At 73.5% G+C, this 22,795-nt stretch carries 19 protein-coding genes; 13 read left to right on the forward strand and 6 right to left on the reverse strand.

Annotation, left to right across the window (positions count from 1 at the left end):
* The first annotated feature begins 246 nt into the window (after nucleotides 1-246).
* Nucleotides 247-1,080, forward strand: coding sequence for an isocitrate lyase/phosphoenolpyruvate mutase family protein (locus AB0N17_RS38455; protein WP_366016315.1), 834 nt, complete (start codon nucleotides 247-249; stop codon nucleotides 1,078-1,080).
* Between the two features lie 4 nt (nucleotides 1,081-1,084).
* Here the strand turns inward: AB0N17_RS38455 and AB0N17_RS38460 are convergent, their stop codons facing one another.
* Nucleotides 1,085-1,501, reverse strand: a complete 417-nt coding sequence (locus tag AB0N17_RS38460; protein ID WP_366016316.1) for an SsgA family sporulation/cell division regulator — start codon at nucleotides 1,499-1,501, stop codon at nucleotides 1,085-1,087.
* 245 nt (nucleotides 1,502-1,746) lie between these two features.
* On the opposite strand from AB0N17_RS38460, the gene AB0N17_RS38465 reads away from it, so the two are divergent.
* Nucleotides 1,747-2,793 carry an oxidoreductase gene (locus AB0N17_RS38465; protein ID WP_366016317.1) on the forward strand — a complete coding sequence of 349 codons (1,047 nt, stop codon included), beginning with the start codon at nucleotides 1,747-1,749 and terminating at the stop codon, nucleotides 2,791-2,793.
* 64 nt (nucleotides 2,794-2,857) lie between these two features.
* Nucleotides 2,858-3,196, forward strand: a complete 339-nt coding sequence (locus AB0N17_RS38470; RefSeq protein ID WP_366016318.1) for a plasmid stabilization protein — start codon at nucleotides 2,858-2,860, stop codon at nucleotides 3,194-3,196.
* 76 nt (nucleotides 3,197-3,272) lie between these two features.
* Here AB0N17_RS38470 and AB0N17_RS38475 read toward each other — a convergent pair whose 3' ends face one another.
* Nucleotides 3,273-3,569, reverse strand: coding sequence for a YciI family protein (locus tag AB0N17_RS38475; protein WP_366016319.1), 297 nt, complete (start codon nucleotides 3,567-3,569; stop codon nucleotides 3,273-3,275).
* Nucleotides 3,570-3,627: 58 nt separating this feature from the next.
* Between AB0N17_RS38475 and AB0N17_RS38480 the strand changes: the two genes are divergently transcribed.
* Nucleotides 3,628-4,371 carry an endonuclease V gene (locus tag AB0N17_RS38480; RefSeq protein WP_366016320.1) on the forward strand — a complete coding sequence of 248 codons (744 nt, stop codon included), beginning with the start codon at nucleotides 3,628-3,630 and terminating at the stop codon, nucleotides 4,369-4,371.
* Nucleotides 4,372-4,481: 110 nt separating this feature from the next.
* Here the strand turns inward: AB0N17_RS38480 and AB0N17_RS38485 are convergent, their stop codons facing one another.
* A complete protein-coding gene (locus AB0N17_RS38485; RefSeq protein ID WP_366016321.1) occupies nucleotides 4,482-5,660 on the reverse strand; it encodes a saccharopine dehydrogenase NADP-binding domain-containing protein in 1,179 nt (392 codons plus the stop codon).
* 310 nt (nucleotides 5,661-5,970) lie between these two features.
* Here AB0N17_RS38485 and AB0N17_RS38490 point away from each other — a divergent pair, with 310 nt between their 5' ends.
* Genes AB0N17_RS38490 through AB0N17_RS38500 form a run of 3 tightly spaced genes read left to right on the forward strand, consistent with a single transcriptional unit; the run spans nucleotide 5,971 to nucleotide 10,613 of the window.
* Nucleotides 5,971-7,131, forward strand: a complete 1,161-nt coding sequence (locus AB0N17_RS38490; protein ID WP_366016322.1) for a CaiB/BaiF CoA-transferase family protein — start codon at nucleotides 5,971-5,973, stop codon at nucleotides 7,129-7,131.
* Between the two features lie 42 nt (nucleotides 7,132-7,173).
* Nucleotides 7,174-8,388, forward strand: a complete 1,215-nt coding sequence (locus tag AB0N17_RS38495; protein ID WP_366016323.1) for an acetyl-CoA C-acetyltransferase — start codon at nucleotides 7,174-7,176, stop codon at nucleotides 8,386-8,388.
* Between the two features lie 41 nt (nucleotides 8,389-8,429).
* Nucleotides 8,430-10,613, forward strand: a complete 2,184-nt coding sequence (locus AB0N17_RS38500; RefSeq protein WP_366016324.1) for a 3-hydroxyacyl-CoA dehydrogenase NAD-binding domain-containing protein — start codon at nucleotides 8,430-8,432, stop codon at nucleotides 10,611-10,613.
* Here AB0N17_RS38500 and AB0N17_RS38505 read toward each other — a convergent pair.
* The gene (locus AB0N17_RS38505; protein WP_366016325.1) at nucleotides 10,599-11,327 is read right to left on the reverse strand and encodes a MerR family transcriptional regulator; all 729 of its coding nucleotides are present in this window, start codon (nucleotides 11,325-11,327) and stop codon (nucleotides 10,599-10,601) included. The two genes, AB0N17_RS38500 and AB0N17_RS38505, sit on opposite strands and share 15 nt — an antisense overlap.
* 235 nt (nucleotides 11,328-11,562) lie before the next feature.
* Here AB0N17_RS38505 and AB0N17_RS38510 point away from each other — a divergent pair, with 235 nt between their 5' ends.
* From AB0N17_RS38510 to AB0N17_RS38520, 3 genes are read left to right on the forward strand one after another with little or no spacing between them, the layout of a single operon-like run.
* The gene (locus AB0N17_RS38510) at nucleotides 11,563-13,032 is read left to right on the forward strand and encodes an amino acid permease (RefSeq protein WP_366016326.1); all 1,470 of its coding nucleotides are present in this window, start codon (nucleotides 11,563-11,565) and stop codon (nucleotides 13,030-13,032) included.
* Between the two features lie 54 nt (nucleotides 13,033-13,086).
* Complete coding sequence (locus AB0N17_RS38515) at nucleotides 13,087-13,575, forward strand: macro domain-containing protein (RefSeq protein WP_366016327.1); 489 nt, start codon at nucleotides 13,087-13,089, stop codon at nucleotides 13,573-13,575.
* The gene (locus tag AB0N17_RS38520) at nucleotides 13,572-14,486 is read left to right on the forward strand and encodes a PfkB family carbohydrate kinase (RefSeq protein ID WP_366016328.1); all 915 of its coding nucleotides are present in this window, start codon (nucleotides 13,572-13,574) and stop codon (nucleotides 14,484-14,486) included. Before AB0N17_RS38515 ends, AB0N17_RS38520 begins: the two co-directional genes overlap by 4 nt.
* Before the next feature lie 629 nt (nucleotides 14,487-15,115).
* On the opposite strand, the gene AB0N17_RS38525 is transcribed toward AB0N17_RS38520, so the two are convergent.
* The gene (locus AB0N17_RS38525) at nucleotides 15,116-16,609 is read right to left on the reverse strand and encodes a M1 family metallopeptidase (RefSeq protein ID WP_366016329.1); all 1,494 of its coding nucleotides are present in this window, start codon (nucleotides 16,607-16,609) and stop codon (nucleotides 15,116-15,118) included.
* 173 nt (nucleotides 16,610-16,782) lie between these two features.
* Here AB0N17_RS38525 and AB0N17_RS38530 point away from each other — a divergent pair, with 173 nt between their 5' ends.
* The gene (locus tag AB0N17_RS38530) at nucleotides 16,783-18,747 is read left to right on the forward strand and encodes a Xaa-Pro dipeptidyl-peptidase (protein WP_366016330.1); all 1,965 of its coding nucleotides are present in this window, start codon (nucleotides 16,783-16,785) and stop codon (nucleotides 18,745-18,747) included.
* A gap of 27 nt (nucleotides 18,748-18,774) precedes the next feature.
* On the opposite strand, the gene AB0N17_RS38535 is transcribed toward AB0N17_RS38530, so the two are convergent.
* Nucleotides 18,775-19,713 carry an FAD-dependent oxidoreductase gene (locus tag AB0N17_RS38535; RefSeq protein ID WP_366016331.1) on the reverse strand — a complete coding sequence of 313 codons (939 nt, stop codon included), beginning with the start codon at nucleotides 19,711-19,713 and terminating at the stop codon, nucleotides 18,775-18,777.
* 77 nt (nucleotides 19,714-19,790) lie between these two features.
* Between AB0N17_RS38535 and AB0N17_RS38540 the strand changes: the two genes are divergently transcribed.
* Together AB0N17_RS38540 and AB0N17_RS38545 are read left to right on the forward strand one after the other, a co-directional pair.
* A complete protein-coding gene (locus AB0N17_RS38540; RefSeq protein WP_366016332.1) occupies nucleotides 19,791-20,822 on the forward strand; it encodes an oxidoreductase in 1,032 nt (343 codons plus the stop codon).
* Between the two features lie 35 nt (nucleotides 20,823-20,857).
* Complete coding sequence (locus tag AB0N17_RS38545) at nucleotides 20,858-22,498, forward strand: ABC-F family ATP-binding cassette domain-containing protein (RefSeq protein ID WP_366016333.1); 1,641 nt, start codon at nucleotides 20,858-20,860, stop codon at nucleotides 22,496-22,498.
* The last annotated feature ends 297 nt before the right edge of the window (nucleotides 22,499-22,795 follow it).

Consider the following 22,795-nt stretch of genomic DNA (forward strand, 5'->3'; position numbering starts at 1 on the left):
CTACGACGATGAGGCTCAGCCGTTCCGCTGGACCTACGACGGCACCCCACTTAAAGCCGCATGACCCCCGCAAGATCAATGCGGCGCTGCACTAGCCCGGTGCGGGCCCCTCAGCAGAGCGACCGCTGGGCTGTGCGGATGCTGATGGTGAACAGGTCGCTGTAAGCGCGGCACCCGACCGTCCGGGCCCACGCACCTGTCGGATTCCTGCCAGCGCCGCACCCCGCCCGATGTTTGGCTGGGCCCATGACGCCTTCGCACCCGCTCCTCGCTCCCGCCCGCGCCTTCCGTGCCCTGCACGTGCCCGGCCGTCCGCTCGTCCTGCCGAACGCCTGGGACGCGGCGAGCGCCGCGGTCGTCGCCGAGGCCGGTGCCGCGGCCGTCGCGACCACCAGCGCCGGGCTCGCCTGGGCGCTCGGTGCCGCCGACGGCGACCGGCTCGACCGGGACCGCGCCCTGCGGGCGGTCGCCGGCGTCGCCGCCGCCGTGCGGGTGCCGGTGAGCGCCGACATCGAGGGCGGCTACGCGAAGGACCCGGCGGGGGTCGCCGACACCGTGCGGGCGGTGCTCGCCGCGGGCGCGGTGGGCATCAACATCGAGGACGCCCGGCACACGGCGGACGGCGAGCCGCTGCGGGCCGTCACCGAGCAGGCGGAGAGGATCGCTGCCGCCCGCGAGGCCGCGGACGAGGCGGGAGTCCCCCTGTTCGTCAACGCGCGGACGGACACGTTCCTGCGCGGCGCCGGGGGAGTGGACCGCACCCTGGAACGGGCCGCCGCCTACCTGGCCGCGGGCGCCGACGGGATCTTCGTCCCCGGGGCCGTCGACCCGGAGACGGTCGGGGCGCTCGTCGCGGGCATCGACGGGCCGGTCAACGTGATGGTGTTCCCCGGTGCGCCGTCGGTCGCCGAACTGGCCGCTGCCGGTGTCGCCCGGATCAGCGCGGGCTCCGCACTCGCCCAGGCCGCCCACGCACTGGTCCGCCGCGCCGCGCGGGAGCTGCTCACGGCGGGGACGTACGGCGCGCTGGCCGACGGATACGACTACGGCGAGCTGAACGCGCTGCTCACGCGCGCGTGAGCGTTCAGCAGGCGTCGCGGATCAGCTCGGCCAGGTCGTGGTCCAGGTCGAGCTGGAGGTGTTCGAGGCCGACCGGGACCAGGCCGTTGGCCGCCTCCAGGAAGTGCCGGATCTCGCCCGAGCGCACATGCACGACCGCGGTGCCCTCGGGGGCGTGGAACTCCAGCACGGTGCGGTCGTAGCCGTACGGCCGCACCCGCACGTCCCCGTGGCCCTCGGCGCCCTGCAGCCCGGCCGCGAGCAGCTCGCGGGAGAAGGTCCAGCACACCTCGACGCCCTCCAGGGTGGCCGGGGCCGGGAAGGTCATGCGGACGGCGAACGGGTCGCGCCGGTCGTAGCGCAGCGTGGCGGGAATGCTCGGCATGCGTGGTGCGGCGGCGACGAGGCGTGCCTCTACGGGCTGCTCGATGACGGTGGACAACGCCTTGCTCCCTCGTGACGGCTGGACTGCGCCCGGGTGTGACACCCGGTACTGGAAGAGACGACGGAAACGGCCGATGCGTGCACACGGGGAACGAGTGACCTCGGTCACCGCGTTCATGCACACGTTCCCGCCCGGCCCGCAGCCCGTAAGTCCGCCGCCGCACGGGCCGCGCCATCTCCCGTGCACGCGTGCGTGGTTGGGCCTCTGGACGGCGCCCGGGGCATGGGCTGGCTTCGCCCGCCATGAGGCGCTTGGGGAGCACGCGGCACAGGGGACGTACCGGTCGGCGGGTGGCGGCGGGGGTGGCGTGCGGGGCGGCACTGGCCGCGCTGACGGTCCCGGCGGCCGAGGCCCGGCCGCTCGTTCACCAGGGGGCGCCGGGAGGTGTCCACTGGCAGCCGAAGGACCCCGGCACCCCGCAGGTCCGCTTCCGGGGCCTCGCCGCCGTCGACCGGCACACCGCGTGGCTCGCCGGCACCGCCGGCACGGTGCTGCGCACCACGGACGGCGGCGCGACCTGGCGGAACGTCTCTCCGCCGGGGGCGGCCGACCTGCAGTTCCGGGACGTGGAGGCGTTCGACGCGCGCCGCGCGGTGGTCCTCGCCATCGGCGAGGGCGAGGCGTCCCGCGTGTACCGCACCGACGACGGCGGGGCGACCTGGACGGAGTCCTTCCGCAACACCGACCCGAAGGCCTTCTACGACTGCCTCGCCTTCTTCGACCGCCGTCACGGCCTCGCGGTGAGCGACCCCGTCGTGGACGGCAGGTTCCGCATCCTGTCCACCGGCGACGGCGGCCGGTCCTGGCGGGTGCTGCCCGCCGCCGGCATGCCGGCCGCGCTGGACGGCGAGGCGGGCTACGCAGCGAGCGGACAGTGCCTGGTCACCTCGGGCCCGAAGGAGGTCTGGCTGCCCACGGGAGGCGCCGCGCACGCGCGCGTGCTGCACTCCGCCGACCGCGGACTGAGCTGGACGGCCGCCGAGACGCCGGTCCCGGCCGGCGACCCCGCGCGCGGCGTCTTCGCGCTCGCCTTCCGCGACCGGGCCCACGGCCTCGCCTGGAGCCCGGCCGGCACACCGCCGCCCGCCTACCGCTCCGGCGCCGCGTGGCTCCCGCACAGCCGTACCGCCGCGCTCGCCGTCGGCCCCACGGGCACCGATCTGACCACCGACGGCGGCCGCAGCTGGCGCACGATCGACACCGGCTCCTACGACACCGTGGACTGCACCCCCGACCTGAGCTGCTGGGCGGCCGGCGAACAGGGAAGGGTGGCCCGGCTGGAACGCTGAGGTGAGAGCCGTAAGTGGCCGTGAGGCGGGTACTCGTCGCACACCGCCGAGGAAAGGAGCGATCATGCCAGCCGGTTCCAGCCCCAAGCGCGAGCGTCAGTACGAACACATCAAGAAGAGCGCGCAGGACCGGGGCGAGAGCACCGGGCGCGCCGAGGAGATCGCCGCCCGGACGGTGAACAAGGAGCGCGCCCGCTCGGGTGAGTCCAAGTCCGCCAGCCGCAGCTCGACGCAGGACATGTCGTCCGGCAAGCGCGGCGGCCAGCGGTCGGGCAACCGCTCCGGCCCCCAGGGCCCGACGCGCGACCAGCTCTACAACGAGGCGAAGCAGCGTGGCATCGAAGGCCGTTCGCACATGAACAAGGACGAGCTGCAGCGCGCGCTCGACCGCAAGAAGGGCTGACCTCCGAGGAGCGCCGGAGCGCCGGAGCGCCGGCCGTTCCGCGCGGACGACGCCGAGCTGAGCCGGGCCCCCGGGCTCAGCTCAGCGTCTGCCGGTGGCGGGCCAGTTCCGGAGCGGTTTTCGTGGCGATGAACTCGGTGACGCGGTACGCGCACACCCCGGCGGCGACGAACGGGTCGCCCGCGACGGTCTCCTCGATGCGGGCACGGTCCTCGGCGACGGCCAGGATCACCCCGCCGTCCCGCGGTTCCTTCCGCCCGGAGGCCAGGAAGAAGCCCTTCTCGTACTGCTCCTCCAGCCAGACCACATGGTCCGGCAGCACGGCGTCCACGGCGTCGAGCGGGGCGGTGTAGGTCAGTTCCAGCACGAACATGATCGTGAGCCTACCCCCGGGCCGGCCGGCCCGTCGGGAGGCGTCCATCATGGCCACCATGACGACCGTAGGCGTACCCGCGGGCTGGCCCGCGACGGAGGAAGAGGCCCGCGCCGTGCAGGACGAGCTGCGCGGGCGGGTGGTGCTCGGCGAGCCCGGGCCGCCGCCCGGGACCGGGCGGGTGACGGGGGTCGACGTGGCCTACGACGACGCCCTCGACCTCGTCGCCGCGGCGGCCGTCGTGCTCGACGCCGCCACCCTGGACGTCGTGGCGGAGGCGACGGCCGTCGGCCGGGTCTCCTTCCCGTACGTCCCCGGGCTCCTCGCCTTCCGGGAGATCCCCACCGTCCGCGCCGCCCTGGACCGGTTGCCGTGCCCGCCCGGGCTGATCGTGTGCGACGGCTACGGCCTGGCCCATCCGCGCCGCTTCGGCCTCGCGAGCCACCTGGGCGTGCTCACCGGCCTGCCGACGATCGGCGTCGCCAAGAACCCGTTCACCTTCCGCCACGACGAACCGGCCGCCGCGCGGGGCGCTTCGGCCCCGCTGCTCGCCGGGAGCGAGGAGGTCGGGCGCGCTCTGCGCACCCGGGACGGCGTCAAGCCGGTCTTCGTCTCCGTCGGGCACCGGGTGAGCCTGGACAACGCCCTCGCGCACACCCTGGCGCTGACCCCCGCCTACCGGCTGCCGGAGACCACGCGCAGGGCGGACGCCCTGTGCCGCCGGGCCCTCGCGGAGGCGGCACGGGCCCACGCGCGCGTGCCCGCTCCGGACACGACGACGGGCCGGGCGCCGGCCTCCTGACAGGCCGGACCGTGGACGGCCGAGCCGTCGCCCGTCTCGACGGCCTGACCGGGCGGCGGTACGGCGTGGCCCGGTGGCGGTACGGCGTGACCGGGCGGCGGTACGGCGGGCTAACCGCGGGCCGCGACCCGGAAGGTGATCCCGGCGGCGCGCAGCCGGGCCGTGAGGGCGTCGCCCATCGCCTGGGCCGTGGTCACCTGACCCGCCGTCGGCGGGAGGTCGTCGAAGGCCAGCGACAGGGCCGCCTCCCCGAACATCTTCGCGGTCTCGTCGTAGCCGGGGTCGCCGCCCGCCACCTCCGTGAACACCCGCCGTCCGCCGCCCTCGCCGACGAAGCGCACCGAGAAGCTGCTCCTCGCCCGCCTCTGCGCGCTCGGTCCGTCCCCCGGCCTGAGCCGGTCCGACAGCCAGCGCCGGGCCGGCGGCAGCTGGGCCGCCGCCAGCACCGCGCCGACCGCGGCGACCCCGCCGAGGGCGACCGGCAGGCGCCGCACCGCCGCGTAGTGCCGGTAGCGGAAGTCGGGTCCGTAGCGCTGGAGGGCCTTCGCCGAACGGCGCACGATCTGCGGGTCGATGGTCGGCAGCGGCAGCGCCCAGGCGCCGACCTCCCCGGCGAACCTCGGCGCGCCCGCCGGCGCGGTGACCCGGCGGTCCATCAGCCGCGGCTCGTGCCGGCCCCGGTCGCGGGCGGCGGCCAGCATCTGCCGTCCCCGCGCGAACTGGTTCAGCGCGGAGGCGAGGGTGCCGCCGGAGAAGGCCGCGTCGGCGGACACGTACCCGTCCACGGTCAGCGGCACCCCCTGCGGCAGCTGCCCGACCGTGAAGTACACGCCGAGATCGTGCGGCACGGAGTCGAAGCCGCAGGCGTGCACCAGGCGCGCGCCCGTCTCCCGCGCGCGTGCGTCGTGGCGGACGTACATCAGGTCCACGAACTCCGGCTCGCCGGTGAGGTCCAGGTAGTCGGTGCCGGTGTCCGCGCAGGCGGCGACCAGGTCCTCGCCGTACAGCACGTACGGGCCCACGGTGGTGGCGACCACGCGCGCGTTCTCGGCGAGGGCGCGCAGGCCGGCCGGTTCGGCCACGTCGACCCGGAGCACCCCGATGTCCGCGCCGCCGGGCAGCCGCTCGCGCAGCCGCTGCAGCCCGCGCTCGTCGCGGCCGGCCACCGCCCAGCGCAGGTCCCGCGGTGCGTGGGCGGCGAGATACTCCGCCGTGAGCGTGCCGACGAAGCCCGTGGCTCCGAAGAGCACGAGGTCATAGGGGCGATCCGCCCTTTTTAGCCTGCTCATGACACCCCTTGGTCGTGCAGCCCGCGCCACTGTCGGTGGCTGAGGCTAGCGTGAGGAGTGCGCAGCGATGACGACCAGCCCCCGGAGGCAGCGGTGGCCATGGCCAGGAACGCCCTGAGGACAGGCACACGCGCCTCTCCCTGCACGGATCCACCCCGCGGCGCACCCGCCTCTCACCCGACCGGGTGATCCGCGCCAAGCCGGGCACTTGGCTAAGCGCTTGCTCGTTCAGGTCTTGTGCCCGGTGGAGCCTGTTCTTAGCATCACCGGTGTTACATCAGTTGTGTCACACGCTTTGGGGGCTGGACGCATGACGACGGCACGGACACCCGGCACGCAGGGCGGCGGCCCGCTCTCCGGCGTGCGCGTGGTGGAGCTGGCCGGCATCGGGCCGGGCCCCTTCGCCGCCATGCTGCTGGCCGACCTCGGCGCCGACGTGGTCCGGGTGGACCGCCCGGGCGGCCCGGGCCTCGGCATCGCCCCGGAGTACGACGTCACCAACCGCAACAAGCGCTCGATCGTGGTCGACCTGAAGACACCGGACGGCCCCGCCCGCGTGCTCGACCTGGCCGCCCGCGCCGACATCCTCCTCGAGGGCTACCGCCCCGGCGTCGCCGAGCGGCTCGGCGTCGGCCCCGGGGACTGCCTCGCCCGCAACCCCCGCCTGGTCTACGGCCGCATGACCGGCTGGGGCCAGGACGGCCCGCTCGCCCCCCGCGCGGGCCACGACGTGGCCTACATCGCGCTCACCGGCACCCTCGGCATGATCGGCCGCCCGGACGAGCCCCCGGCCGTCCCCGCCAACCTCCTCGGCGACTACGCGGGCGGCTCCCTCTACCTGGTCGTCGGCGTCCTCGCCGCCCTGCACCACGCGCGCGCGACCGGCACCGGACAGGTCGTGGACGCGGCCATCGTCGACGGCACGGCCCACCTGTCCGCGATGATCCACGGCATGCTCGCGGCCGGCGGCTGGCAGGACCGGCGCGCCGCCAACCTGCTGGACGGCGGCTGCCCCTATTACGGCACCTACGAGACAGCCGACGGCGGGTACATGGCCGTCGGCGCCCTGGAGGGCCAGTTCTACGAGGAGTTCCTGCGCCTGCTCGGCCTGGCCGACCTGGCACCGGCCCGCGCGGACTGGACCCGCTGGGACGAACTGCGCGCGCACATCGCCGCCCGCTTCAAGTCCCGCACCCGCGACGAGTGGACGGCCGTCTTCGAGGGCTCGGACGCCTGCGTGGCACCCGTGCTGTCCCTGCGCGAGGCCCCGCACCACCCGCACCTGGCCGCCCGCGGCACCTTCACCGACCACGGCGGCATCACCCAGCCCGCCCCCGCCCCCCGCTTCTCCGCCACCCCCACCACCGTCCGCGGCGGCCCGGCCCTGCCGGGCGCGGACACGGCGGCGGTGGCGCGGGAATGGGGGATACCCGCACTCGTGAGCGACGACCCGGTCACCGACGCCGACTGACCCGCCCACCCCGCTCGGCCCACCCTCCCGAAAGGCACCTCAGTGAGCACCGAAGCGTACGTGTACGACGCGATCCGCACCCCGCGCGGCCGCGGCAAGGCAGGCGGCGCCCTGCACGGCACGAAGCCCATCGACCTGGTCGTCGGCCTCATCCACGAGATCCGCGACCGCTTCCCCGGCCTCGACCCCGCCGCGATCGACGACATCGTGCTCGGTGTCGTCGGCCCCGTCGGCGACCAGGGCTCCGACATCGCCCGGATCGCCGCGATCGCCGCCGGACTGCCCGACACGGTCGCGGGCGTGCAGGAGAACCGCTTCTGTGCCTCCGGCCTGGAGGCCGTCAACCTGGCCGCCGTCAAGGTCCGCTCCGGCTGGGAGGACCTCGTCCTCGCGGGCGGCGTCGAGTCCATGTCCCGGGTCCCGATGGCCTCCGACGGCGGCGCCTGGTTCAACGACCCGATGACCAACCTCGAGGTCGACTTCGTGCCGCAGGGCATCGGCGCCGACCTGATCGCCACCGTCGAGGGCTTCTCCCGCCGCGACGTGGACGAGTACGCCGCCCTCTCCCAGGAGCGTGCCGCCACCGCCTGGAAGGAGGGCCGCTTCGCCCGCTCGGTGGTCCCCGTCAAGGACCGCAGCGGCCTGGTCGTCCTCGACCACGACGAGCACCCGCGCCCCGGCACCACCGCGGACTCCCTCGGGAAGCTGAAGCCCTCGTTCGCGGACATCGGCGAACTCGGCGGCTTCGACGCCGTCGCGCTGCAGAAGTACCACTGGGTGGAGAAGATCGACCACGTCCACCACGCGGGCAACTCCTCCGGCATCGTCGACGGCGCCTCGCTCGTCGCCATCGGCTCCAAGGAGGTCGGCGAGCGCTACGGCCTCACCCCGCGCGCACGGATCGTCTCCGCCGCCGTCTCCGGCTCCGAGCCCACCATCATGCTCACCGGACCCGCCCCCGCGACCCGCAAGGCGCTCGCCAAGGCCGGCCTCACCATCGACGACATCGACCTGGTCGAGATCAACGAGGCGTTCGCCGCGGTCGTGCTGCGCTTCGTGAAGGACATGGGCCTGTCCCTGGACAAGGTCAACGTCAACGGTGGCGCCATCGCCCTCGGCCACCCGCTCGGCGCGACCGGCGCGATGATCCTCGGCACCCTCGTGGACGAACTGGAGCGCCAGGACAAGCGGTACGGCCTCGCCACCCTCTGCGTGGGCGGCGGCATGGGCATCGCCACGATCATCGAACGCATCTGAACTCCCTGCGGAACCAAGCGACTTCAACGGAGACGACTGTCATGACCGAGAGCACCACCATCCGCTGGGAGCAGGACGGCACCGGTGTCGTCACGCTCGTCCTGGACGACCCCGACCAGTCCGCGAACACCATGAACCAGGCGTTCCGCGACTCCCTCGCCGCGATCACCGACCGGCTGGAGGCCGAGGAGGACTCCGTCCGGGGCATCATCTTCACCTCGGCGAAGAAGACCTTCTTCGCGGGCGGCGACCTGCGCGACCTGATCCGGGTCACGCCCGAGACCGCGCAGGACCTGTTCGACGGCGGCCTCGCCATCAAGCGCAACCTGCGCCGCATCGAGACGCTGGGCAAGCCGGTCGTCGCGGCGATCAACGGCGCCGCCCTGGGCGGCGGCTTCGAGCTGGCCCTCGCCTGCCACCACCGGGTCGCCCTCGACACCTCCGGCACGAAGATCGGCTGCCCCGAGGTCACCCTCGGCCTGCTGCCCGGCGGCGGCGGAGTCGTCCGGACCGTACGGCTGCTCGGCATCGCGGACGCGCTGCTGAAGGTGCTCCTCCAGGGGCAGCAGTACAACGCGCGGCGCGCCCAGGAGAACGGCCTCGTCCACGAGGTCGCCGCCACGCCCGAGGAACTGCTCGCCAAGGCCCGCGCGTTCATCGACGCCAACCCCGAGTCCCAGCAGCCCTGGGACAAGCCCGGCTACCGGATCCCCGGCGGCACCCCCGCCAACCCGAAGTTCGCGGCCAACCTGCCGGCCTTCCCGGCCACCCTGCGCAAGCAGACGAACGGCGCGCCCTACCCGGCCCCCCGCAACATCCTCGCCGCGGCCGTCGAGGGCTCGCAGGTGGACTTCGAGACCGCCCAGGTCATCGAGGCCCGCTACTTCGTGGAGCTGGCCGCAGGACAGACCTCGAAGAACATGATCCAGGCCTTCTTCTTCGACCTGCAGGCCGTGAACGCCGGCGCCAACCGGCCGAAGGGCATCGAGCGCCGCCAGGTCCGCAAGGTCGCCGTGCTCGGCGCCGGCATGATGGGCGCCGGCATCGCCTACTCCTGCGCCCGCGCGGGCATCGACGTCGTCCTGAAGGACGTCGCCCTGGAGGCGGCCGTCAAGGGCAAGGGCTACTCCGAGCAGCTGTGCGCCAAGGCCGTCGCCAAGGGCCGCACCAGCCAGGAGAAGGCCGACGCGCTGCTCGCCCGCATCACCCCCACCGCCGACGCCGCCGACCTCGCCGGCTGCGACGCGGTGATCGAGGCCGTGTTCGAGGACACCTCGCTCAAGCACAAGGTGTTCCAGGAGATCGAGTCCGTCGTCGCGCCCGACGCGCTCCTGTGCTCCAACACCTCCACCCTGCCCATCACCACCCTCGCCGAGGGCGTGGAGCGCCAGGGCGACTTCATCGGCCTGCACTTCTTCTCGCCGGTCGACAAGATGCCGCTGGTCGAGATCATCAAGGGCGAGCGCACCGGCGACGAGGCCCTCGCCCGGGCCTTCGACCTGGTCCGGCAGATCAACAAGACGCCGATCGTCGTCAACGACTCGCGCGGCTTCTTCACCTCCCGGGTGATCGGCCACTTCATCAACGAGGGCGTCGCCATGGTCGGCGAGGGGCTGGAGCCGGCCTCCGTGGAGCAGGCCGCCGCCCAGGCCGGCTACCCGGCCAAGGTCCTCTCCCTCATGGACGAACTGACCCTCACCCTGCCGCGGAAGATCCGCAATGAGACGAAGCGGGCCGTCGAGGAGGCGGGCGGCACCTGGACCGCGCACCCGGCGGAGGCGGTCATCGACCGCATGGTCGACGAGTTCGGCCGCCCCGGCCGCAGCGGCGGCGCCGGCTTCTACGAGTACACCGAGGACGGCAAGCGGGCCGGGCTCTGGCCGGGCCTGCGCGAGCACTTCACCCGGCCCGGGCACGAGATCCCGTTCCGGGACATGCAGGAGCGGATGCTCTTCTCCGAGGCGCTCGACACCGTGCGCCTCATCGAGGAGGGCGTCCTGACCTCCGTCGCCGACGCCAACATCGGCTCGATCTTCGGCATCGGCTTCCCCGGCTGGACCGGCGGGATCCTGCAGTACATCAACGGCTACGAAGGCGGCCTGCCCGGTTTCGTGGCCCGCGCGCGGGAGCTCGCCGAGGCCTACGGCGAGCGGTTCACCCCGCCCGCACTGCTCGTGGAGAAGGCCGAGAAGGGGGAGCCGTTCGCCGACTCAGTCCGTTCCTGAGCCGGGCCCGGCCGGTTCCGGCCGGGTGACCCACTCGCTCAGCTCCTCCCGCAGCGAGCGCTGGAACGTGGTCAGCAGCGCCTGCACCACCAAGGGGTGCATGTGCGCCGACAGGGACTTCACGTCCCGGGCGTCACGCTCCGCCACCTCGCCGCGGAAGACCTGGGAGAGTTCGTGAGCCGCGGCGCGCGAGTGCTCGATGAGCACCTTGCGCGCCGCGAGGATCGCCTCCTGCGACAGCGGCACGTCGAGCAGCTGCACGCCGAGCCGGAGCAGCCCGGAGTCGACGCGGAAGGTGTCCGCTCCCGCCTCCGTGATCACGTTCATCGCCGTCAGCCGCTCGAGGTCCTCGGCGGCCAGCGACCGTCCCGCCCGCCGCTCCAGCTCCCGCCGCGGCACCGTGTCCACCGCGTCCGGCGCCCACGAGGCGACCACCGCGCGGTGAATGGCCAGGTCGTGCGGGGTGAGACCGGGCGGCAGCTGCCGCAGGTACCGCTCGATCGCCGCCAGGGTCATGCCCTGGTGCTGCAGCTCCTCGATGAGGGCCAGCCGTGCCACGTGGTCCGGGCCGTAGTGCCCCACGCGGCGCGGACCGATCACCGGCGGCGGCAGCAGCCCCTTGCTGCCGTAGAACCGCACGGTGCGGACCGAGACGCCCGCACGGGCGGCCAGCTCGTCGACGGTGAGGGGCGCGTCCCCGGCATCGGTCGTCATGTGCAGCAGTATCGCTGTCTCACCAATGGTGTGAAACCCGTGGTGAACATCGCGTGGACCCTGAGTGGATCGTGTGAGAAGTGACGCTCTGTGACCTGGGCCACCGCGCACCCGCGGCTCTCTCTGGGAAGCTGCTGCCTTGGTCTGTACCGCGACTCATCAGGGTGGTGCGGGCCGATCCCTGCACGACCCCCGGGCCCACGAGGCCCGGGCGCACCAGGAAGTGGAACCACCCGTGAGCACCAAGGACACCGTGGAAACGGTGCAGGCCTCGACCCGTCCCGAGGTGGCCACGACGCCCGCGGACGCGGGCGACGCCGGTTACAGCAAGGACCTCAAGGCCCGCCACGTCAACATGATCGCCATCGGCGGCGCCATCGGCACCGGACTCCTCCTGGGCGCCGGCGGCCGGCTGCACAACGCGGGCCCGGCCCTCGCCCTGGCCTACCTCGTCTGCGGCGTCTTCGCCTTCTTCGTCGTCCGGGCCCTGGGCGAGCTGGTCCTGTACCGCCCGTCCTCCGGGTCGTTCGTGTCGTACGCCCGTGAGTTCCTGGGCGAGAAGGGCGCCTACGTCGCCGGCTGGATGTACTTCCTCAACTGGTCGACCACCGGCATCGCCGACATCACCGCGATCGCGCTCTACACGCACTACTGGTCCATGTTCACCAGCATCCCCCAGTGGGTGCTGGCGCTGATCGCCCTCGCGGTGGTCCTGGCCGTGAACCTGATCTCGGTGAAGATCTTCGGCGAGATGGAGTTCTGGTTCGCGATCATCAAGGTCGCCACCATCGTCGGCTTCATGCTGATCAGCATTTTCCTGCTGGCCACCCAGCACAAGGTCGACGGCCACACCCCCGGTCTGAGCGTCATCAGCGACCACGGCGGGCTCCTCCCGCACGGTGCGATGCCGGTCGTCCTGGTCATGCAGGGCGTGATCTTCGCCTACGCCGCCCTGGAGCTGGTCGGCGTCGCCGCCGGTGAGACCGCCGAGCCGGAGAAGGTCGTCCCCCGCGCGGTGAACTCGATCATGTGGCGCGTCGGCCTGTTCTACGTCGGCTCGGTCGTGCTGCTCGCCCTGCTGCTGCCCGGCTCGGTGTACTCCGCCGATGAGAGCCCGTTCGTCACGGTCCTGTCGAAGATCGGCGTCCCGGCGGCCGGTGACGTGATGAACCTGGTCGTCCTGACCGCCGCCATGTCCTCGCTGAACTCCGGCCTGTACTCCACCGGCCGCATCCTGCGCTCCATGGCCATGGCGGGCTCCGCCCCGAAGTTCACCGCCCGCATGAACCGCAGCCAGGTGCCCTACGGCGGCATCCTGCTGACCTGCGCGGTCTGTGTCCTCGGCGTCGGCCTGAACTACCTGGTGCCCAGCCAGGCCTTCGAGATCGTGCTGAACGTGGCCTCTCTCGGGATCATCAGCACCTGGGTGATCATCATGCTCTGCCACATGATCTTCGTCCGCCGTGCCCGCGCCGGCCTGGCGACCCGTCCGGACTTCCGGCTGAAGTTCAGCCCGGTCACCGAGATCGCGACGATCGCGTTCCTGCTGGTCTGCCTGGGCATGATGTGGAACGACCCCGAGGTCGGCCGGAAGACCATCCTGCTGATCCCGGTGCTCGCCGTCGTGCTGGTCGCCGGCTGGTTCGGCGTGCGCCGCCGGGTGGCGCAGAACGCCGGCCGGGACCTGTCGAAGCAGACGAAGTAGCGGCCCCGGAAAACCCCCCGAGCCACTGTCAGTGGCATCGCCTACGGTGGCGTCATGCTGGAGATCACATACGTCCGGGGTGACGCCACCGTGCCGTCGGTCAAGGGCGGCAAGGTGATCGCCCATGTCTGCAACGACATCGGCGGCTGGGGGAAGGGCTTCGTGCTCGCGCTCTCGCGCCGCTGGCCGCAGCCGGAGGCGGCCTACCGCGCCTGGCACCGTGACCGGGCGAGGAACGACTTCGCACTGGGCGCCGTCCAGCTGGTCGAGGTCGGGCGGTCCCTGTGGGTGGCCAACATGATCGGCCAGCACGGAATCAGGACGGGCAGCAAGGGCGTCCCGGTCCGCTACGAGGCGATCGACACCGCCCTGGCCCGCCTCGCCGGCGAAGTGATCGAACGCGGCGCGTCGGTGCACATGCCCCGCATAGGCTGCGGTCTGGCGGGCGGCACCTGGTCCCGCGTGGAGCCGCTCGTCACCGAGCGGCTGGTGGGACGGGGGATCGCGGTGACCGTGTACGACCACGCGGGGGGCGGCCGATGACGCCGGGGAGCGATGCGACGGACGTCCTGGTGCTGGGCGGGGCGGGCGTGGACACGATCATCCACGTCCCCGAGCTGCCCCTGCCGTACGCCGACAGCTACATGATCGACACCGGGATCCGCACCCGGGCCGGACAGACCGGCGACTTCGTCGCGCTGGGGCTGGCCGCGCTCGGTCTGCGCACCCACCACCTCGACCTGCTCGGCGACGACCCCGAGGGCGACCTCGTCCGCGCCCTGCACCGCGAGCACGGCATCGCGCTGACCGCGCTGCCACAGCCGGCCGGCACCAGGCGGGCGGTCAACCTCGTCGGTCCCGACGGCCGCCGCCTGTCCCTGTACGACACCAGCCGGGCCCGGCCCGGGGACCGCTTCCCCGCGGAGCTGCTGCGCCGGCTGGCCCGGGCGAGCCGGCATGTGCACGTGACCATCACCCAGCCGTGCGCCGAGGCACTGCCGGTGCTGACGGCGGCCGGCGTCCCGCTGTCCACGGACCTGCACGACTGGGACGGCGAGAACCCGTACCACGAACCCTTCGCGTACGCGGCGGATGTCGTCTTCCTCTCGGCCGCCGCGCTGACCGACCCCGAGCGGACCATGCGGCGCATCGCCGAGCGGGGCCGGGCCGAGGCCGTCGTCGCCACCGCCGGGGCCGACGGCGCGTATCTGCTGGCCGGCGGCGAGCTGACGCGGGTGCCCGTGGCGGTGCCGTCCGCGCCGGTGGTGGACTCCAACGGCGCGGGCGACGCCTTCGCCGCCGCGTTCCTCTACGGCCGCCTGGGCGGCGAGCCGCCCGGGATCTGCGCCCGCTACGGCGCGGTCGCGGGCGCCCACGCCTGCACGGTCCCGGCCTCCCGAGCGGAGTCGATAGGCCGGGACGCACTGCTGCAACAGGCCGAACCGAGCCGCTAGCCACGGCCGGCACACACGCCGGCCGCGGCCACACGTCGGCCGCGCGCCGGCCACGGCCCGCACGCACGCCGACCACGGCGAAGCGTCGGCGACGGTTACGCGCGGGCCCCGGCCGGCCACGGCCAAGGTCAACCACCGCCACGGTCATGCGCCGGCCGCGGCCAGCCACGGTCACGCGCCGACCAAGGCGAAGCGTCGGCGACGGTTACGCGCCGGCCCCGGCCGGCCACGGCCACAACCAGCCACGGCCACGGCCACGGTCGTGCGTCGGCCACGGTCGTGCCCAGGCCGCGGCCACCCACGGTCACGGTCACGCGCCGACCACGGCCAAGCGTCGGCGACGGTTACGCGCCCGCCCCGGCCAGCCACAGCCACAACCAGCCACGACCACGGCCGGCCACAGCCACGACCACGGCCGACCACAGCCACGACCACGGCCGACCACCGCCACGGCCACGCGCCGGTCGCGGTCACGCGCCGGCCGCGAACGCCCGGGCGCTGCGCTGACGGGGAGCTGACGCCCGGCGCCGCCCCGGCAGGTCCAACCGGTCGCCCGGTCGGACCCGCCAGGCCGTCGGGCGCCCGCCAGGCCGTCGGGCGCCCGCCAGGCCGTCCGGCGCGCGGCAGGCTCAGTGCCCGTGGCCGCCGTGGGCCGCCTCGATCCTCTTCCAGGAACGCGGCTGGGCCACCGCCGTGCCCGCCGTCGCCAGGGACGCGGCGCGGGCCGCGGGCGCGGCCGGCTTCGACGGCTGGAACAGCCAGGTGTCGAACAGCCCCGCGAGCGGCTTGCCGGACACCTGCTCGGCGTACGTGCGGAAGTCGGCCACCGAGGCGTTGCCGTACGCGTGCTTCTTCGGCCAGCCCTTCAGGATGCGGAAGAACGCGTCGTCACCGACCTTGTCGCGCAGCACCTGCAGGGCGAGGGCGCCCCGGTCGTAGACGGCGTCGTCGAACTGCTTGTCCGGGCCCGGGTCGCCGGGCGCGACCGTCCAGAACGGGTCGTCGGCCGGGTGCGAGGCGTACACGTAGTCGGCGAGCTGCCGCGCGGTGCCCTCGCCCTCGTGCTCGGACCACAGCCACTGCGCGTACGACGCGAAGCCCTCGTTGAGCCAGATGTCCTTCCAGCCCTTGAGCGACACGTCGTCGCCGTACCACTGGTGGGCCAGCTCGTGCACGACCAGCGACGTGTTGGCGCCCTTCGCGAACTGCTTCGGGCTGTAGTAGACGCGGGTCTGCGTCTCCAGCGCGTACCCGGTGGTGGTGTTCGGCACGTACCCGCCGGCCGAGGCGAACGGATACGGCCCGAAATAGCCGCTCAGCCAGTCCACGATCTCGCCGGTGCGCTCCACGCTCGCCCGCGCGGCCCCGTCGTTGTCGCCGAGGTCCTTGCTGTAGGCGTTGACGATCGGCACTCCGCCGTCGGACGTGCCGGTGGTGATGTCGAACTTGCCCAGCGCGAGCGTGGCCAGATAGGTCGCCTGCGGCTTGTTCTGCCGCCAGGAGTAACGCGTCCAGCCCAGCTTCGAAGAGGTCGCCTGCAGCGTGCCGTTGGAGATGGCCTGGGTGCCGTCCGGCACGGCCACCGACACGTCGTAGGTGGCCTTGTCCCTCGGGTGGTCGTTGCTCGGGAACCACCACCAGGCGGACTCGGGCTCGTCGGCCGCCACCGCACCGTCGGGGGTGCGGTGCCAGGTGGTGAAGCCGTAGGCGCTCTTCGTCGACGGCACCCCGCTGTAGCGGACGACGACGGTGAGCGGCGTGCCCTCGGCCAGCGGCGTCTTCGGCGTGACGACCAGTTCGTGCTGCCCGGAGTGGGTGAACGCGGCCTTCGCGCCGTTCACCCGCACCTCGCTCACGTCCAGCAGGAAGTCCAGGTCGAAGCGGGACAGGTCCTGCGTGGTCCTCGCCAGGATCGTCGCCGTGCCCTGCAGTTCGTCCGTCTTCGGCTGGTACCGCAGCCGCAGGTCGTAGTGGGAGACGTCGTAGCCGCCGTTGCCGTAGTACGGGTAGTAGGGGTCGCCGATGCCCGGCGCACCGGGGGAGTAGCTCGCGGCCGATGCCGGGATCGCCAGCAGGAGGGAGGCCGCCGCGAGTGCGCCCGGCGCGATGATTCTGCGGTGCACGTCAGCTCCAAGTCGTCGGGACGGAGGGTGTGTTCGGAGCCTATTCAGTCCCTGTGGCCCCTGACCTGTCCATGGTCACTGCTGTCACACGATCGCCATTCGGCCGTCACGCGACACGCTGGGCGCCGCAAAACCCTCTTATGCCGGGCAGTTGACCGGAGTACCGTCCGCGCATGCCGATGAGAACGCGCTTCACGATCTGGAGAACGCTCGCCACCGGGGTCGTCGCCATCCTGACGGCCGCCTTCCTCACCCCGGCCGCCGCCCAGGCCGCCACCCAGCAGAGCAGGTCACCCCGCGAGAGCCGGCCCGTCTACTCGTACGCGCACGCGGTCCGTGAGGCGGTCTGGGTGGACACCGGCCTCGACGGGGACGGCGACGGAAAGACCGACCGGGTCGCCGCCGACATCGTGCGGCCCGCCGAACCGGCCCGGCAGGGCCGCAAGGTTCCGGTCATCATGGACGCCAGCCCCTACTACTCCTGCTGCGGGCGCGGCAACGAGAGCCAGGTCAAGACGTACGACGGGTACGGCCACGTCGTCCAGATGCCGCTGTTCTACGACAACTACTTCGTGCCCCGCGGCTACGCCTTCGTCGGCGTCGACCTCGCCGGCACCAACCGCTCCGACGGCTGCGTGGACGTCGGCGGCCGCTCCGACATCCTGTCCGCGAAGTCCGTCGTCGACTGGCTGAACGGCCGCGCCAGGGCGTACACCACCCGCACCGGCACCAAGACGGTCAGAGCCACCTGGACCGACGGCCGCACCGGCATGATCGGCAAGAGCTGGGACGCCACCATCGCCAACGGCGTCGCCGCCACCGGCGTCAAGGGCCTGAAGACCATCGTCCCGATCAGCGGCATCTCCTCCTGGTACGACTACTACTTCGCCCAGGGCGCCCCGCTGTACGAGGGCGGCCCCGACGAACTGGCCGGCTACGTCCAGAGCGACGAGGCCCGGGCCCACTGCGCGGCCGTGCAGAAGAAGCTCGCCGACGGCAGCCCGCGCAGCGGCGACTGGACCGGGCTGTGGACCGAGCGGGACTACGTCAAGGACGCGGGCAGGGTGCGCGCCAGCGTGTTCCTGGTGCACGGCATGCAGGACCTCAACGTCCGCACCAAGCACTTCGGCCAGTGGTGGGACGCCCTCGCCGCGCACGGCGTCGAGCGCAAGATCTGGCTGTCCCAGACCGGCCACGTCGACCCCTTCGACTACCGGCGCGGCGCCTGGGTCGACACCCTGCACCGCTGGTTCGACCACGAACTCCTCGGCTACGACAACGGCATCGACCGGGAGCCGATGGCCGACGTCGAACGCCACCCCGGACAGTGGGTCACCTCCCGCGTCTGGCCGCCCGCCGGCACCCGCACCACCACCCTGCACCCGGCCCCCGGCAGCCGCGCCGGCGTCGGCACGCTGGGTCTCCACGCGGCCTCCGGCACCGAGACCTTCACCGACGACCCCAAGCGCAGCGAGACCGACTGGGCGGCCCGCCTGACCACGTCCACCCCGGAGAAGGCCGGCTTCCTCACCGCGCCGCTCACCCACGACCTGCGCCTGTCCGGCTCGTCCACGGTGACGGTGACCGCGACGCCCAGCACGGCCTCGGCCCACCTGTCCGCGGTCCTGGTCGACCTCGGCCCGGACACCATCCGTGACTACGCGGACGCCGCCGAGGGCATCACCACCCTCGACAACCGCACCTGCTGGGGCGCGAGCACCGCCGGGGACAGCTCCTGCTTCAAGGAGACCAGGGCGAAGACGGCCCAGGTGGACTACACCGTCTTCAGCCGCGGCTGGGCCGATCTCGGCCACTACGCCTCGCTCGGCAAGGGCGTCCCGCTCACCCCGGGCAGGGCGTACACGATGACGCTGCGTCTCGCGGCCACCGACCACGTCGTCCCCGAGGGGCACCGCCTCGCCCTGATCGTCGCGGGCACGGACAAGGACCTCATCGACCCGCCGTCCACCACACCGACGCTGGCGGTGTCCCTGTCGGGTACGGCGGCCAGGCTGCCGCTGGTCGGCGGCGCGGCGGCGTTCGCCCGGGCCACGGCCGACGCCACGGGAGCGGCTCCGTCACCGAAGGCTCTGCACGGCGTACGAGCACCGCGCACCGCCGAACACATTCCGGGGTAGTCGCCGCCCCACCGCCCCGACGAGGGCTCAGGCGGCCGGGAACGCCAGCCCGGCCGCCTCCCGCGCGCACCCCCACGCCACGGTGATCCCCGCTCCGCCGTGGCCGTAGTTGTGGACCACGGCGCGGCCGCCGGCCAGGGGCTGCCGCTCCAGCCGTACCGCGTCCCGGGCCGGGCGCAGCCCGACCCGGTGGGCGAGCACCCGCGCACCGGCGATCTCCGGCCGCACCGCCGCACACCGCTCGACGATCGCCGCGGCGGTGTCCGGATCCGGCTCCGCCGACCAGGCGCCGTCCTCAGCCGTACCGCCCAGCAGCAGCCCGCCCGGCTGCGGGATGACGTACGTCGAGACCGCGGACGCGTGCTCGACGGACGTGAACCAGGTCGTGATCCCCGGGTTCTCCACGACGACCAGCTGCCCGCGCACGGGATGCACCGCCGGGTCCGGCACCAGCGAACGGGCCCCGAGACCCGTGCAGTTGACCACGACGGCGGCGGGCACGGCGGCCAGGTCGGCCACCTCGCGGAGCTCCACCGTCCCGCCCGCCCTCGCCAGCCGCTCCCGCAGCCACACCAGGTGGACCGGCATGTCGAGCACCGGCAGCCGCGCGGCCAGCCCGCCGGGCACCGCCCGCAGCCCCGGCACCCGGCTCGCCCACGCACCCAGCCCGTCCAGCCGGGCGCCCCGGTGTACGCCCTCGACCAGGCGTACGCCCGTCTCCCGCGGCCGGTCCGCCAGCTCCTCGTACACGGCGAGGGTCTGCAGCGCCCACTCACCCACCGACGGCTCCGGCTCGATGCGGTAGGGCCACCACAGCCCGCCGGCGACCGCCGAGGTCGTACGCCCGGCGGGCTCGCGCGCCCACACCCGCACCCGCCGCCCGGACTCGGCCAGCACCACGGCCGTCGTCAGCCCGGCGACCCCGGCCCCGACCACGATCACTTCGTCACTCGGCTCGTTGTCCACGCCAGGACGATAGGCCGCTCCCGGACGAATGTGACATGCCGCGCTCACCCCGGTTTCGGCGTGGGGATACTCACAGCATGTCTGCCCGCTTCGCGACCTTCGGCCTGGCACCGGCGATGCGCGCCGGCGGTGTCCTCGCCGACGGCGGCTACCAGGTCCACCGGGACTTCGTGGACTTCCTCGTGGACGGCCGGCCGCTGCTGTTCAGGCTGTCCGACCTGGACGCCGTCTCCCCGCTCGCCTCGGACGTCCCGCCCGCCATCTTCACCGCGCAGGTGCGGGCGCTGCTGCTGGAGGCCGAACCGCCGCTCCCGGACGGCCGGTTCGTGATCTACGGCTGCCCCGAGTGCGAGGACCTGGGCTGCGGAGCGGTCACCGCCGTCATCGAGCGCGACGGCGAGGACTACATCTGGCGGGACTTCGCCTGGCAGACGGACGTGCACGCGGACCTGGAGCTGGGCGGCTACCACGGGCTGGGACCGTTCCGCTTCCACGGCGCGGAGTACCGCGCGGCCCTCGACGCCCTGCTCGAGGAAGCCTCCCCGCCCCGCCGCCGGGTCCTGCTGATCGGCGCCCGCGTCGCCGTCCTCGCCCGGCTGGCCGCCGCGCTGCGCACCATCGGCATCGGCGCCGACATCATCCAGGACGCCCGGGACGTCTCCGCCGAGGAACTGCGCGGCTACGGCGCCGTCGCCTTCGGCCGCGCGGTCGGCGCGGCGGAACGGGCCGCCGTGCTCGAGGCCTTCGAGCGCGCCGGGGCGGAGGTCACCCCGGTGGACGGGCTCGCCCCGATCGTTCCGCTGCTCGTCGCCCAGATCGAGCACGCCCTGGACCGCGGCCCCCTCCCGCGGCACCGGCTGACCGCGCTGTCCGCCGCCGGCACCGTCGCGGACGTCGAGGTGATCTCGCCGTGCCGGGTGCGGATCACCGCGTACCGCCTCGACCGGTTCTACCGCAACCGTGCCCGGGAGGTGTTCGACGGCCTCCTGGAGACCGGCCGCCATCGCATCGCGCTGGAGCCGAAGGCGGTCAAGGGGGAGGCGTACCTCGTCGCCCGGACGCCGGGAGGCGTGCTCGTGGCGCCGGTGACCCGGGGGAACGCGGGCTGAGCCGCCGGCGCCCGGCGCATTAGGATCGGCGCCTGATGACTGCCACCCTCGTCGCAAAGAACCTCGCCGCCGGCCACGGCGACCGCTCCCTGTTCGCCGGGCTCGACCTCGTCGTCGCCCCCGGTGACGTGATCGGTCTGGTCGGTGCCAACGGCGCCGGCAAATCCACCCTGCTGCGGATGCTCGCCGGACTCACCCCGCCCGAGCAGGGCGAACTGCGGCTGTCCCCGCCGGCCGCGACCGTCGGCCATCTGCCCCAGGAGCCGGAGCGCAGGCCGGGGGAGAGCGTCCGCGAGTTCCTCGCCCGCCGCACGGGCGTCGCGGAGGCCCAGCGCACCATGGACGAGGCCACCCAGGCCCTGGTGGACGGCGCGCCCGGCGCCGACGACGCCTACGCGGCCGCCCTGGAGCGCTGGCTCGATCTGGGCGGCGCCGACCTGGAGGAGCGCGCCGAGGAGATCGCCGACTCCCTCGGCCTCGCCGTCGGCCTGGACCAGCCGATGACCGCCCTCTCCGGCGGCCAGGCGGCCCGCGCCGGACTCGCCTCCCTGCTGCTGTCCCGCTACGACGTCTTCCTGCTGGACGAGCCCACCAACGACCTCGACCTCGACGGACTGGAGCGTCTGGAACGCTTCGTCACCGGCCTGCGCGCGGGCACGGTCGTCGTCAGCCACGACCGCGAGTTCCTCACCCGCACGGTCACCAAGGTCCTCGAACTCGACCTGGCGCAGGGCCGGATCAACCTCTACGGCGGCGGCTACGCGGCCTACCGGGAGGAGCGGGACGTCTCCCGCCGGCACGCCCGCGAGGAGTACGAGGAGTACGAGGGGAAGAGGAACGCCCTCGAGGACCGGGGCCGGATGCAGCGGGCCTGGATGGACAAGGGCGTCAAGAACGCCCGGCGCAAGGCGGGCAACGACAACGACAAGATCGGCCGCAAGTTCCGCAGCGAGGCCAGCGAGAAGCAGGCCGCCAAGGCCCGGCAGACGCAGCGCATGATCGAGCGGCTGGAGGTGGTCGAGGAGCCGCGCAAGGAGTGGGAGCTGCGGATGGAGATCGCCTCCGCCCCGCGCTCGGGCGCGGTGGTGGCCACGCTGCGCGACGCCGAGATCCGGCGCGGCGACTTCACCTTCGGCCCGGTCTCCCTGCAGATCGACTGGGCGGACCGGGTGGCGGTCACCGGGGCCAACGGCGCCGGGAAGTCGACCCTGCTCGGCGCGCTGCTCGGCCGCGTCCCGCTCGACTCCGGGCACGCGGCCCTCGGCTCGGGCGTCCTGGTCGGCGAGGTGGACCAGGCCCGCAAGGTGTTCCACGGCCCCGAGAACCTGCTCGACGCCTTCTGCGCGGCCGTCCCCGAGACCGAACCGGTCGACGTGCGCACGCTGCTCGCCAAGTTCGGCCTGAAGTCCGATCACGTACTGCGCCCGGCGGCGAGTCTGTCCCCGGGGGAACGCACCCGCGCCGCGCTGGCGCTGCTCCAGGGCCGGGGCGTCAACCTCCTCGTCCTGGACGAGCCGACGAACCACCTCGACCTGCCCGCCATCGAACAGCTGGAGTCGGCCCTCGACTCCTACGAGGGCACGCTGCTCCTGGTCACCCACGACCGCAGGATGCTGGACGCGGTCCAGGTGACCCGGCACCTGGACGTGGCGGCCGGAAAGGTGACGGAGCGCTAGGACGCCCCGACGAGGCCGGTCCGCGCGCCGCCGCTGGCGGGGTGTGCCCGGTCCTGGTGGCGCCTTTGCGCGTCGGGTCCCATGGGCCCCCGACGGGACGTGTGCCCGTTCCGGGGCGGGCGGGACGACGGCGGGCCGCGCCGCCGTCAGGACCCCGACACCGGCCGGGACGCGCGCCGCCGCCGGGGCTCACCCGGCCCCGGCGGGGCCTGTCCGTGTCGGGGTCACCCGCGCGGCGGCGGGGCATCTGTGCGCGACGGCCCCCGGCGGGACGTGTGCCCGTGCCAGGACACGCCC

It is taken from the genome of Streptomyces sp. NPDC051133 (assembly GCF_040682635.1).
In the GTDB taxonomy this organism is placed as follows: domain Bacteria; phylum Actinomycetota; class Actinomycetes; order Streptomycetales; family Streptomycetaceae; genus Streptomyces.

What these genes read in the sequence shown, in the direction of transcription:
- AB0N17_RS38455 (WP_366016315.1), top strand. Translation starts at nt 247, where the DNA reads ATGACGCCTTCGCACCCGCTCCTCGCTCCCGCCCGCGCCTTCCGTGCC.
- AB0N17_RS38465 (WP_366016317.1), top strand. Translation starts at nt 1,747, where the DNA reads ATGAGGCGCTTGGGGAGCACGCGGCACAGGGGACGTACCGGTCGGCGG.
- AB0N17_RS38470 (WP_366016318.1), top strand. Translation starts at nt 2,858, where the DNA reads ATGCCAGCCGGTTCCAGCCCCAAGCGCGAGCGTCAGTACGAACACATC.
- AB0N17_RS38475 (WP_366016319.1), bottom strand. Translation starts at nt 3,569, where the DNA reads ATGTTCGTGCTGGAACTGACCTACACCGCCCCGCTCGACGCCGTGGAC.
- AB0N17_RS38480 (WP_366016320.1), top strand. Translation starts at nt 3,628, where the DNA reads ATGACGACCGTAGGCGTACCCGCGGGCTGGCCCGCGACGGAGGAAGAG.
- AB0N17_RS38485 (WP_366016321.1), bottom strand. Translation starts at nt 5,660, where the DNA reads ATGAGCAGGCTAAAAAGGGCGGATCGCCCCTATGACCTCGTGCTCTTC.
- AB0N17_RS38490 (WP_366016322.1), top strand. Translation starts at nt 5,971, where the DNA reads ATGACGACGGCACGGACACCCGGCACGCAGGGCGGCGGCCCGCTCTCC.
- AB0N17_RS38500 (WP_366016324.1), top strand. Translation starts at nt 8,430, where the DNA reads ATGACCGAGAGCACCACCATCCGCTGGGAGCAGGACGGCACCGGTGTC.
- AB0N17_RS38505 (WP_366016325.1), bottom strand. Translation starts at nt 11,327, where the DNA reads ATGACGACCGATGCCGGGGACGCGCCCCTCACCGTCGACGAGCTGGCC.
- AB0N17_RS38515 (WP_366016327.1), top strand. Translation starts at nt 13,087, where the DNA reads ATGCTGGAGATCACATACGTCCGGGGTGACGCCACCGTGCCGTCGGTC.
- AB0N17_RS38520 (WP_366016328.1), top strand. Translation starts at nt 13,572, where the DNA reads ATGACGCCGGGGAGCGATGCGACGGACGTCCTGGTGCTGGGCGGGGCG.
- AB0N17_RS38530 (WP_366016330.1), top strand. Translation starts at nt 16,783, where the DNA reads ATGCCGATGAGAACGCGCTTCACGATCTGGAGAACGCTCGCCACCGGG.
- AB0N17_RS38540 (WP_366016332.1), top strand. Translation starts at nt 19,791, where the DNA reads ATGTCTGCCCGCTTCGCGACCTTCGGCCTGGCACCGGCGATGCGCGCC.
- AB0N17_RS38545 (WP_366016333.1), top strand. Translation starts at nt 20,858, where the DNA reads ATGACTGCCACCCTCGTCGCAAAGAACCTCGCCGCCGGCCACGGCGAC.